Below are 12,653 nucleotides of genomic sequence, written 5' to 3' on the forward strand. Positions count from 1 at the left end.
ACGCCCACGTTCGATCATTACTGAATGAACTCCCTGACCTGGGATTTCCCTAGGTGTGTGTCGAACTGGACCGGTACGCGCGTAGTGAGTCCGAGCCCTCGGAAGGACCCCCTCTTGGCCGCCTCGCGCAACGCCTCGACTGCCAATACGAACAACGGCGCCAGCACCGCCCCGCTGCGCATCTCTTTTGCGAAGATCAAGGAGCCCCTCGAGGTTCCGAACCTCCTTGCGCTGCAAACCGAGAGCTTCGACTGGCTGCTCGGCAATGTCGCCTGGAAGGCTCGCGTCGAGTCGGCCCTGGAGAGTGGACAGGACGTCCCCACCAAGTCCGGTCTGGAAGAGATCTTCGAAGAGATCTCCCCGATCGAGGACTTCTCCGGGTCGATGTCGCTCACCTTCCGCGACCACCGCTTCGAGCCGCCGAAGAACTCGATCGACGAGTGCAAGGAGCGCGACTTCACGTACGCGGCTCCGCTGTTCGTCACCGCGGAATTCACCAACAACGAGACCGGTGAGATCAAGTCTCAGACCGTCTTCATGGGTGACTTCCCCCTCATGACACCCAAGGGCACCTTCTGCATCAATGGCACCGAGCGTGTCGTGGTGTCGCAGCTGGTCCGCTCGCCCGGTGTCTACTTCGACAGCTCCATCGACAAGACGTCCGACAAGGACATCTTCTCCGCGAAGATCATCCCGTCCCGAGGCGCCTGGCTCGAGATGGAGATCGACAAGCGCGACATGGTCGGTGTCCGCATCGACCGCAAGCGCAAGCAGTCCGTGACCGTTCTCCTCAAGGCGCTCGGCTGGACCACCGAGCAGATCCTCGAGGAGTTCGGCGACTACGAGTCCATGCGCGCCACCCTGGAGAAGGACCACACCCAGGGCCAGGACGACGCGCTGCTCGACATCTACCGCAAGCTGCGTCCGGGCGAGCCGCCGACCCGCGAGGCCGCACAGACGCTGCTCGAGAACCTGTACTTCAACCCGAAGCGCTACGACCTCGCCAAGGTCGGCCGCTACAAGCTCAACAAGAAGCTCGGCGGGGAGCAGCCGCTCGACGCCGGTGTGCTCACCACCGATGACGTCATCGCGACCATCAAGTACCTGGTCAAGCTGCATGCCGGGGAGACCGAGACGGTCGGCGAGAACGACAGCCAGATTGTCGTCGAGACCGACGACATCGACCACTTCGGCAACCGCCGGCTGCGTAACGTCGGCGAGCTGATCCAGAACCAGGTCCGTACCGGCCTGGCCCGGATGGAGCGCGTCGTCCGTGAGCGGATGACCACCCAGGACGTCGAGGCGATCACGCCGCAGACGCTGATCAACATCCGGCCGGTCGTCGCCTCCATCAAGGAGTTCTTCGGCACCAGCCAGCTGTCCCAGTTCATGGACCAGACGAACCCGCTGTCGGGTCTGACCCACAAGCGTCGGCTTTCGGCGCTGGGCCCGGGTGGTCTGTCCCGTGAGCGGGCCGGCTTCGAGGTCCGTGACGTGCACCCGTCGCACTACGGCCGCATGTGCCCGATCGAGACCCCTGAGGGTCCGAACATCGGTCTGATCGGCTCGCTCGCGTCGTACGGCCGGGTCAACGCGTTCGGCTTCGTCGAGACGCCGTACCGCAAGGTCGACGAGAACGGTCTGGTGACCGACCAGGTGGACTTCCTCACCGCCGATGAGGAGGACCGCTTCGTCATCGCGCAGGCCAACGCGCCGCTGACCGACGACAACCACTTCGCCGAGTCCCGGGTGCTGGTCCGCCGCCGTGGCGGCGAGATCGACTACGTCCCGGGCACGGACGTGGACTACATGGACGTCTCGCCGCGCCAGATGGTGTCGGTGGCGACCGCCATGATCCCGTTCCTCGAGCACGACGACGCCAACCGCGCGCTCATGGGATCGAACATGATGCGCCAGGCCGTGCCGCTCATCAGGGCCGAGTCCCCGCTGGTCGGCACCGGCATGGAGTACCGCTGCGCGGTCGACGCCGGTGACGTCATCAAGGCCGAGAAGGCGGGTGTGGTCCAGGAGGTCTCCGCGGACTACGTCACCGTCGCCAACGACGACGGCACGTACACCACGTACCGGGTGGCGAAGTTCTCCCGCTCCAACCAGGGCACGTCCTTCAACCAGAAGGTCGTCGTTGACGAGGGCTCCCGGGTCATCGAGGGCCAGGTCCTCGCCGACGGTCCGTCCACCCAGAAGGGCGAGATGGCGCTCGGCAAGAACCTGCTGGTCGCCTTTATGCCGTGGGAGGGCCACAACTACGAGGACGCGATCATCCTCAGCCAGCGCCTGGTGCAGGACGACGTCCTCTCCTCGATCCACATCGAGGAGCACGAGGTCGACGCCCGTGACACCAAGCTCGGCCCCGAGGAGATCACCCGGGACATCCCGAACGTCTCCGAGGAGGTCCTCGCCGACCTCGACGAGCGCGGCATCATCCGTATCGGTGCCGAGGTCGTTGCCGGCGACATCCTGGTCGGCAAGGTCACCCCGAAGGGTGAGACCGAGCTGACCCCGGAGGAGCGCCTGCTCCGCGCGATCTTCGGTGAGAAAGCCCGTGAGGTCCGTGACACCTCGCTGAAGGTGCCGCACGGCGAGACCGGCAAGGTCATCGGCGTACGCGTCTTCGACCGCGAGGAGGGCGACGAGCTGCCGCCGGGCGTGAACCAGCTGGTCCGCGTCTACGTCGCGCAGAAGCGCAAGATCACCGACGGTGACAAGCTCGCAGGCCGGCACGGCAACAAGGGCGTCATCTCCAAGATCCTGCCGGTTGAGGACATGCCGTTCCTGGAGGACGGCACCCCGGTCGACATCATCCTCAACCCGCTGGGTGTCCCGTCCCGCATGAACCCGGGACAGGTCCTGGAGATCCACCTCGGCTGGCTCGCCAGCCAGGGCTGGAAGGTCGACGGTGACACGGACTGGATGAAGCGTCTCAAGGCCATCGGCGCCGACGAGGTCGCCCCGGGCACCAACGTCGCCACCCCGGTGTTCGACGGCGCCCGTGAGGACGAGATCGCCGGTCTCTTCGAGGCCACGGTCCCGAACCGCGACGGCGACCGGCTCGTCCTGCCCTCCGGCAAGGCGCGCCTGTTCGACGGCCGCTCCGGTGAGCCGTTCCCGGACCCGATCTCGGTCGGGTACATGTACATCCTCAAGCTGCACCACCTGGTCGACGACAAGCTGCACGCCCGGTCGACCGGTCCGTACTCGATGATCACCCAGCAGCCGCTGGGTGGTAAGGCCCAGTTCGGTGGCCAGCGCTTCGGCGAGATGGAGGTGTGGGCCCTCGAGGCCTACGGCGCCGCCTACGCCCTTCAGGAGCTGCTGACCATCAAGTCCGACGACGTCACCGGCCGCGTGAAGGTCTACGAGGCCATCGTCAAGGGCGAGAACATCCCTGAGCCCGGCATCCCCGAGTCCTTCAAGGTGCTCATCAAGGAGATGCAGTCCCTGTGCCTCAACGTGGAGGTGCTGTCCTCGGACGGCATGTCCATCGAGATGCGCGACACCGACGAGGACGTCTTCCGCGCTGCGGAGGAGCTCGGTATCGACCTGTCCAGGCGCGAGCCGAGCAGCGTCGAAGAGGTCTGACGGGTCTGGCCGGGGCTCTCACGCAGAGCCCCGGCTAACCCCGGACCCGCCCCCTACGCCCTGCGGGCGTGGTGGGACCCCCAAGTCAGACCCGAAGACACGACCCCGAAAGAGGGATTGACGACAAGTGCTCGACGTCAACTTCTTCGACGAGCTGCGGATCGGCCTGGCCACTGCTGACGACATCCGTCAGTGGTCCCACGGCGAGGTCAAGAAGCCGGAGACCATCAACTACCGCACCCTCAAGCCCGAAAAGGACGGACTCTTCTGCGAGAAGATCTTCGGTCCGACCCGGGACTGGGAGTGCTACTGCGGAAAGTACAAGCGCGTCCGCTTCAAGGGCATCATCTGTGAGCGGTGCGGCGTCGAGGTCACTCGCGCCAAGGTGCGCCGTGAGCGGATGGGCCACATTGAACTGGCCGCTCCCGTCACCCACATCTGGTACTTCAAGGGCGTTCCGTCGCGCCTGGGCTACCTGCTCGACCTCGCCCCGAAGGACCTCGAGAAGGTCATCTACTTCGCCGCCTACATGATCACGTGGGTGGATGAGGAGCGCCGTACGCGCGACCTGCCCTCCCTGGAGGCCCATGTCTCCGTGGAGCGCCAGCAGGTCGAGCAGCGCCGCGACGCCGACCTCGAGGCCCGTGCCAAGAAGCTCGAGACCGACCTGGCCGAGCTCGAGGCCGAGGGCGCCAAGGCCGATGTGCGCCGCAAGGTGCGCGAGGGCGCCGAGCGCGAGATGAAGCAGCTGCGCGACCGTGCCCAGCGCGAGATCGACCGTCTCGACGAGGTGTGGAACCGCTTCAAGAACCTCAAGGTCCAGGACCTGGAGGGCGACGAGCTGCTCTACCGCGAGCTGCGGGATCGCTTCGGCACGTACTTCGACGGCTCCATGGGTGCCGCCGCCCTGCAGAAGCGCCTGGAGACCTTCAACCTCGAGGAGGAGGCCGAGCGCCTCCGCGAGATCATCCGGACCGGCAAGGGTCAGAAGAAGACCCGTGCGCTCAAGCGCCTCAAGGTCGTCTCCGCCTTCCTGCAGACCAGCAACAGCCCCAAGGGCATGGTGCTGGACTGCGTCCCGGTGATCCCGCCGGACCTGCGTCCGATGGTGCAGCTGGACGGTGGCCGGTTCGCGACCTCCGACCTGAACGACCTGTACCGCCGGGTCATCAACCGGAACAACCGACTGAAGCGTCTGCTCGACCTCGGCGCCCCCGAGATCATCGTGAACAACGAGAAGCGGATGCTGCAGGAGGCCGTCGACGCGCTGTTCGACAACGGCCGCCGCGGCCGGCCGGTGACCGGCCCGGGCAACCGCCCGCTGAAGTCGCTGTCCGACATGCTCAAGGGCAAGCAGGGCCGGTTCCGTCAGAACCTCCTCGGCAAGCGCGTCGACTACTCGGCCCGCTCGGTGATCGTCGTCGGCCCGCAGCTCAAGCTGCACCAGTGCGGTCTGCCGAAGGCCATGGCGCTGGAGCTCTTCAAGCCGTTCGTGATGAAGCGCCTGGTGGACCTCAACCACGCGCAGAACATCAAGTCGGCGAAGCGCATGGTCGAGCGCGGCCGTACGGTCGTGTACGACGTGCTGGAAGAGGTCATCGCCGAGCACCCGGTGCTGCTGAACCGTGCGCCGACCCTGCACCGTCTGGGCATCCAGGCCTTCGAGCCGCAGCTGGTCGAAGGCAAGGCCATTCAGATCCACCCGCTCGTCTGCACCGCGTTCAACGCGGACTTCGACGGTGACCAGATGGCCGTGCACCTGCCGCTCTCCGCGGAGGCCCAGGCCGAGGCCCGCATCCTGATGCTGTCCTCGAACAACATCCTCAAGCCGGCCGACGGCCGTCCGGTCACCATGCCGACCCAGGACATGGTGCTGGGCCTGTTCTTCCTCACCACGGACGAGGCGGAGCGCGAGGTACGTGGCGCGGGCCGCGCCTTCAACTCCACCGCCGAGGCGATCATGGCCTTCGACGCCCGCGAGCTCTCGCTCCAGGCGAAGGTCGACATCCGCTTCCCGATCGGCACCGTCCCGCCCCGCGGCTGGACCCCGCCGGCCGCCGAAGCGGGTGAGCCCGAGTGGCAGCCTGGTGACAGCTTCCGGCTGCGGACCACCCTGGGCCGTGCGCTCTTCAACGAGCTGCTGCCCGAGGACTACCCGTTCGTCGACTACTCGGTGGGCAAGAAGCAGCTCTCCGAGATCGTCAACGACCTCGCCGAGCGCTACCCGAAGGTCATCGTGGCGGCGACGCTCGACAACCTGAAGGCGGCGGGCTTCTACTGGGCCACCCGCTCCGGCGTCACCGTCGCGATCTCCGACGTCGTCGTCCCCGAAGCCAAGAAGAGCATCATCGAGGGCTACGAGGCGCAGGACGAGAAGGTCCAGAAGCAGTACGAGCGCGGTCTGATCACCAAGGACGAGCGCACGCAGGAGCTCATCGCGATCTGGACCAAGGCGACCAACGAGGTCGCCGAGGCCATGTCCGAGAACTTCCCGAAGACCAACCCGATCTTCATGATGGTCAACTCGGGTTCTCGCGGAAACATGATGCAGATGCGTCAGATCGCGGGCATGCGCGGCCTGGTGTCCAACGCGAAGAACGAGACCATCCCGCGGCCCATCAAGGCGTCGTTCCGTGAGGGTCTCTCCGTGCTGGAGTACTTCATCTCCACCCACGGTGCCCGTAAGGGTCTCGCGGACACCGCCCTGCGTACCGCCGACTCCGGTTACCTGACCCGACGTCTGGTGGACGTCTCGCAGGACGTGATCATCCGCGAGGAGGACTGCGGCACCGAGCGCGGCCTCAAGCTGTCGATCGCGCTCAAGGGCGCCGACGGCACCCTGCGCAAGGCGGACGACGTCGAGACCAGCGTGTACGCGCGCTGCCTCGCGGAGGACATCGTCGTCGACGGCAAGGTGCTGGCCCCGGCCGGCACCGACCTGGGCGACGTCCTCATCGAGGAGCTCGTGCGCCACGGCGTCGAGGCGGTCAAGACCCGGTCGGTCCTGACCTGCGAGTCGGCGGTCGGCACCTGCGCGATGTGCTACGGCCGTTCGCTGGCCACCGGCAAGCTGGTCGACATCGGTGAGGCGGTCGGCATCATCGCCGCCCAGTCGATCGGTGAGCCCGGCACTCAGCTGACGATGCGTACCTTCCACACCGGTGGTGTGGCGGGTGACGACATCACCCAGGGTCTGCCGCGTGTCGTCGAGCTCTTCGAGGCCCGTACGCCCAAGGGCGTCGCGCCGATCTCGGAGGCCGCCGGCCGTGTGCGGATCGAGGAGACCGAGAAGACCAAGAAGCTTGTCGTCACTCCGGACGACGGCTCCGACGAGACCTCGTACGGCGTCTCGAAGCGAGCCCGGCTCCTGGTGGGCGAGGGCGACCACGTCGAGGTCGGCCAGCCGCTGACCGTCGGTGCGGTCAACCCGCACGACGTGCTGCGCATCCTCGGCCAGCGGGCCGTCCAGGTCCACCTGGTCGGCGAGGTCCAGAAGGTCTACAACTCGCAGGGTGTGTCGATCCACGACAAGCACATCGAGATCATCATCCGGCAGATGCTGCGCCGCGTGACGATCATCGAGTCCGGCGACGCGGAGCTGCTGCCGGGCGAGCTCGTGGAGCGCACGCGCTTCGAGGGTGAGAACCGTCGTGTGGTCCAGGAAGGCGGCCACCCGGCCTCCGGCCGTCCGCAGCTGATGGGCATCACCAAGGCCTCGCTGGCGACCGAGTCCTGGCTGTCGGCGGCGTCCTTCCAGGAGACGACCAGGGTCCTGACCGACGCGGCGATCAACGCCAAGTCGGACTCCCTGATCGGCCTCAAGGAGAACGTGATCATCGGTAAGCTCATCCCGGCCGGTACGGGCCTGTCCCGCTACCGCAACATCCGGGTCGAGCCGACCGAGGAGGCGAAGGCCGCGATGTACTCGGCCGTCGGTTACGACGACATCGACTACTCGCCCTTCGGCACGGGCTCCGGCCAGGCGGTCCCGCTGGAGGACTACGACTACGGCCCGTACAACCAGTAAGTCCGGCCCACGTGAACAGGGCGGTCACCCTCGGGTGGCCGCCCTGTCGCGCTCCCCGCTCCGCGGGGCCGAGCGAACTGCGCCCCGGTGTGTCCTGCCCAGGTGCTTTTGTTTTGACCGGAGCCGGTGCTATAGGTACGCTCTGACCTTGTGCCTGGGGTGTGCCCGGGTCCTTGTGCGTGCACTCCCCTGGGGTACCTCCCGGACCGTAAGGCCCAGGAGGACTTCGGCGGGGAGATGCCCTGAGCACGGGATGCCGAGGCCGAGACGCCGACCAAATATGCACTTTCCGTTTCGCGGAAAACGTATGGGGTCTGCGACACACCCGACCGCGTGGGTCGGGGGAACCCCAGGTTAGTTTTACTGAGACTGGCACACAGAAACCGGAGAAGTAGTGCCTACGATCCAGCAGCTGGTCCGGAAGGGCCGGCAGGACAAGGTCGAAAAGAACAAGACACCCGCACTCGAGGGCTCCCCTCAGCGCCGTGGTGTCTGCACGCGCGTGTTCACGACCACCCCGAAGAAGCCGAACTCGGCCCTGCGTAAGGTCGCGCGTGTGCGTCTGACCAGCGGGATCGAGGTCACGGCGTACATTCCGGGTGAGGGACACAACCTGCAGGAGCACTCCATCGTGCTCGTGCGCGGTGGCCGTGTGAAGGACCTGCCGGGTGTTCGCTACAAGATCATCCGTGGTTCGCTCGACACCCAAGGTGTCAAGAACCGCAAGCAGGCCCGCAGCCGTTACGGCGCCAAGAAGGAGAAGTAAGCATGCCTCGTAAGGGCCCCGCCCCGAAGCGCCCGGTCATCATCGACCCGGTCTACGGCTCTCCTCTGGTCACCTCGCTCATCAACAAGGTTCTGCTGCACGGCAAGCGCTCCACCGCCGAGCGCATCGTGTACGGCGCCATGGAGGGCCTGCGCGACAAGACCGGCAACGACCCGGTCATCACGCTCAAGCGCGCCCTGGAGAACGTGAAGCCGACCCTCGAGGTCCGCTCCCGTCGTGTCGGTGGCGCCACCTACCAGGTGCCGGTCGAGGTTCGCCCCGGCCGCTCCTCCACCCTCGCACTGCGCTGGCTCGTGGGTTACTCGCGTGCCCGTCGCGAGAAGACCATGACCGAGCGCCTGATGAACGAACTGCTGGACGCCAGCAACGGTCTGGGCGCCTCCGTCAAGCGTCGCGAGGACACCCACAAGATGGCCGAGTCCAACAAGGCCTTCGCGCACTACCGCTGGTAGTCGCTACCCCCATCGAGATCCGAGAGAAGACTGAGCCAAATGGCCACCACTTCGCTTGACCTGGCCAGGGTCCGCAACATTGGGATCATGGCCCACATCGACGCGGGCAAGACGACCACCACCGAGCGGATCCTGTTCTACACCGGCGTGAGCTACAAGATCGGTGAAGTCCACGACGGCGCTGCCACGATGGACTGGATGGAGCAGGAGCAGGAGCGCGGCATCACGATCACATCGGCCGCGACGACCTGTCACTGGTCGCTGGACAACGTCGACCACACCATCAACATCATCGACACCCCGGGCCACGTCGACTTCACCGTCGAGGTGGAGCGTTCGCTGCGCGTGCTCGACGGTGCCGTGACGGTGTTCGACGGCGTCGCCGGCGTTGAGCCGCAGTCCGAGACCGTGTGGCGTCAGGCGGACCGCTACGGCGTTCCGCGCATCTGCTTCGTCAACAAGCTCGACCGCACCGGTGCCGAGTTCCACCGCTGCGTCGACATGATCGTGGACCGCCTCGGTGCGGTGCCGCTGGTCATGCAGCTGCCGATCGGCACCGAAGCCGACTTCAAGGGCGTGGTCGACCTCGTCCAGATGAAGGCTCTGGTCTGGTCAGCCGAGGCGACCAAGGGCGAGATGTACGACACCGTCGACATCCCGAACACCCACATCGAGGCCGCCGAGGAGTGGCGCGGCAAGTTGCTCGAGGCCGTCGCCGAGAACGACGAGGAGATGATGGAGCTGTACCTGGAGGGCCAGGAGCCCACCCAGGAGCAGCTGGTCGCGGCCATCCGCCGGATCACCATCGCCTCCACCGGCCGCGGCACCACCACGGTCACCCCGGTGTTCTGCGGTACCGCGTTCAAGAACAAGGGCGTCCAGCCCCTGCTCGACGCGGTCGTGCGCTACCTTCCGTCGCCGCTGGACGTCGAGGCCGTCGAGGGCCACTCGGTGAAGGACCCCGAAGAGGTCCTGAAGCGCAAGCCGTCCGACGACGAGCCGTTCGCGGGCCTCGCCTTCAAGATCATGAGCGACCCGCACCTCGGCAAGCTCACCTTCGTCCGGGTCTACTCGGGCCGCATGGAGACCGGCACCCAGGTGCAGAACTCCGTGAAGGGCAAGAAGGAGCGGATCGGCAAGATCTACCGGATGCACGCGAACAAGCGTGAGGAGATCGACAGCGTGGGTGCCGGCGACATCGTCGCCGTCATGGGTCTCAAGCAGACCACCACGGGCGAGACCCTCTGCGACGCGTCGAACCCGGTGATCCTCGAGTCCATGGAGTTCCCGGCCCCGGTGATCGAGGTCGCCATCGAGCCGAAGTCCAAGGGCGACCAGGAGAAGCTGGGTGTGGCCATCCAGCGGCTGGCCGAGGAGGACCCGTCCTTCCAGGTCAAGACCGACGAGGAGACCGGCCAGACCATCATCGCGGGTATGGGCGAGCTGCACCTCGACGTGCTGGTCGACCGTATGAAGCGTGAGTTCAGGGTCGAGGCCAACGTCGGCAAGCCGCAGGTCGCTTACCGCGAGACGCTGCGCAAGCCGGTCGAGCGGGTCGATTACACGCACAAGAAGCAGACTGGTGGTTCCGGCCAGTTCGCGAAGGTGCAGATCGCGATCGAGCCCCTCGAGGGCGACGGCTACGAGTTCGAGAACAAGGTCACCGGTGGCCGTATCCCGCGGGAGTACATCCCGTCCGTGGACGCGGGCTGCCAGGAGGCCATGGAGTTCGGCGTGCTGGCCGGCTACCCGCTGACCGGCGTGAAGGTGACGCTGCTCGACGGCGCCTACCACGACGTCGACTCCTCCGAGCTCGCGTTCAAGATCGCCGGTTCCATGGCCTTCAAGGAGGCGGCGCGCAAGGCCAGCCCGGCCCTGCTCGAGCCGATGATGAAGGTCGAGGTCACCACGCCCGAGGACTACATGGGCGATGTGATCGGCGACATCAACTCCCGCCGTGGACAGATCCAGTCCATGGAGGACCGGTCCGGTGCCAAGTTGGTCACCGGCCTGGTTCCGCTGTCGGAGATGTTCGGTTACGTCGGCGACCTGCGCAGCAAGACGTCCGGCCGTGCCAGCTACTCCATGCAGTTCGACTCCTACGCCGAGGTTCCGAAGAACGTGGCGGAGGAGATCATCGCGAAGGCCAAGGGCGAGTAGCAGCTCGTTGCTCACCGATTAGGCTGGAGCAAAGGCATCGGGGCTTTTCCGTCGCAGACCGCAGAAGCGCGGTCTGCGACGGGCCCCGCAGCCGGCCCCCAAGCGAATACGGCCAAGGGCATCCCCTCGGGGTCCTGGTCGATTCGGTAAGACCACCTGAACCCATTCGCAAAGCGCGGATGGAGTACAGCACCAGTCCACAGGAGGACCCCAGTGGCGAAGGCGAAGTTCGAGCGGACTAAGCCGCACGTCAACATCGGCACCATCGGTCACATCGACCACGGTAAGACCACCCTTACCGCGGCGATTACGAAGGTGCTGCACGACGCGTACCCGGACCTGAACGAGGCGTCGGCCTTCGAGCAGATCGACAAGGCTCCCGAGGAGCGTCAGCGCGGTATCACCATCTCCATCGCGCACGTCGAGTACCAGACCGAGTCGCGTCACTACGCCCACGTTGACTGCCCGGGTCACGCGGACTACATCAAGAACATGATCACCGGTGCGGCGCAGATGGACGGCGCCATCCTCGTGGTCGCCGCCACCGACGGCCCGATGCCGCAGACCAAGGAGCACGTGCTCCTGGCCCGCCAGGTCGGCGTTCCGTACATCGTGGTCGCCCTGAACAAGGCCGACATGGTGGACGACGAGGAGATCCTGGAGCTCGTCGAGCTCGAGGTCCGTGAGCTGCTCTCCGAGTACGAGTTCCCGGGCGACGACGTTCCGGTCGTCAAGGTCTCCGCTCTGAAGGCCCTCGAGGGCGACAAGGAGTGGGGCGAGTCCGTCCTCAACCTGATGAAGGCTGTGGACGAGTCCATCCCGGAGCCCGAGCGTGACGTCGACAAGCCGTTCCTGATGCCGATCGAGGACGTCTTCACCATCACCGGTCGCGGTACGGTCGTCACCGGCCGTATCGAGCGCGGTGTGCTCAAGGTGAACGAGGAAGTCGAGATCATCGGCATCAAGGAAGAGAAGACCAAGACCACGGTCACCGGCATCGAGATGTTCCGCAAGCTGCTCGACGAGGGCCGGGCCGGTGAGAACGTCGGTCTGCTCCTCCGTGGCATCAAGCGCGAGGACGTCGAGCGCGGCCAGGTCATCATCAAGCCGGGCACGGTGACCCCGCACACCGAGTTCGAGGCCCAGGCCTACATCCTGTCGAAGGACGAGGGCGGCCGCCACACCCCGTTCTTCAACAACTACCGTCCGCAGTTCTACTTCCGTACCACGGACGTGACGGGTGTGGTGACCCTCCCCGAGGGCACCGAGATGGTCATGCCGGGCGACAACACTCAGATGTCGGTCCAGCTGATCCAGCCGGTCGCCATGGAAGAGGGCCTGAAGTTCGCCATCCGCGAGGGTGGCCGGACCGTCGGCGCCGGCCAGGTCACCAAGATCGTCAAGTGACCCGCCGCGCCTAGGCGCGCCTGCGCGAGGGCCCCGTACGCCTGCCGTACGGGGCCCTCGCCATTGCGGAACGGACGCATGCGGGGATCGGCTCCCCGCAGCGCCCTTAAGCGGGGGCTCCGCCTGCACCCCATGGGACTGCGCCCTGGGCGGGCATCGCCCCGGGTCCACTGTGACCCGGGCTCCGGCGGCACCGGGTCGTCTGAGGTGACGTCCCTGC

6 protein-coding genes are annotated in these 12,653 nt (G+C 66.2%); all 6 read left to right on the forward strand.

What is annotated here, in order from left to right; all coding sequences use genetic code 11:
* Positions 1-114 precede the first annotated feature (114 nt).
* The 6 genes from rpoB (at position 115) to tuf (ending at position 12,433) form a co-directional block, all read left to right on the forward strand.
* Positions 115-3,600, forward strand: a complete 3,486-nt coding sequence (gene rpoB / locus ACTWQI_RS12635) for a DNA-directed RNA polymerase subunit beta (protein ID WP_443269959.1) — start codon at positions 115-117, stop codon at positions 3,598-3,600.
* A 127-nt stretch (positions 3,601-3,727) separates the two neighbouring features.
* Complete coding sequence (locus ACTWQI_RS12640; protein WP_443269960.1) at positions 3,728-7,627, forward strand: DNA-directed RNA polymerase subunit beta'; 3,900 nt, start codon at positions 3,728-3,730, stop codon at positions 7,625-7,627.
* 394 nt (positions 7,628-8,021) lie between these two features.
* Entirely contained in the window at positions 8,022-8,393 is a 372-nt protein-coding gene (gene rpsL / locus ACTWQI_RS12645) for a 30S ribosomal protein S12 (RefSeq protein WP_003948652.1), read from the forward strand.
* Between the two features lie 2 nt (positions 8,394-8,395).
* Positions 8,396-8,866, forward strand: coding sequence for a 30S ribosomal protein S7 (gene rpsG / locus ACTWQI_RS12650; protein WP_443269963.1), 471 nt, complete (start codon positions 8,396-8,398; stop codon positions 8,864-8,866).
* A 39-nt stretch (positions 8,867-8,905) separates the two neighbouring features.
* A complete protein-coding gene (fusA, locus tag ACTWQI_RS12655; protein ID WP_443269965.1) occupies positions 8,906-11,026 on the forward strand; it encodes an elongation factor G in 2,121 nt (706 codons plus the stop codon).
* Positions 11,027-11,239: 213 nt separating this feature from the next.
* Complete coding sequence (tuf, locus tag ACTWQI_RS12660; protein ID WP_443269966.1) at positions 11,240-12,433, forward strand: elongation factor Tu; 1,194 nt, start codon at positions 11,240-11,242, stop codon at positions 12,431-12,433.
* Positions 12,434-12,653: the final 220 nt, after the last annotated feature.

Origin of the sequence: Streptomyces sp. KR80 (genome assembly GCF_052245555.1) — a bacterium.
Lineage (GTDB): Bacteria > Actinomycetota > Actinomycetes > Streptomycetales > Streptomycetaceae > Streptomyces.

Bases quoted from the DNA above. Each gene is read 5' to 3' on its own strand.
- fusA (WP_443269965.1), top strand. From the start codon at position 8,906: ATGGCCACCACTTCGCTTGACCTGGCCAGGGTCCGCAACATTGGGATC.
- rpsG (WP_443269963.1), top strand. From the start codon at position 8,396: ATGCCTCGTAAGGGCCCCGCCCCGAAGCGCCCGGTCATCATCGACCCG.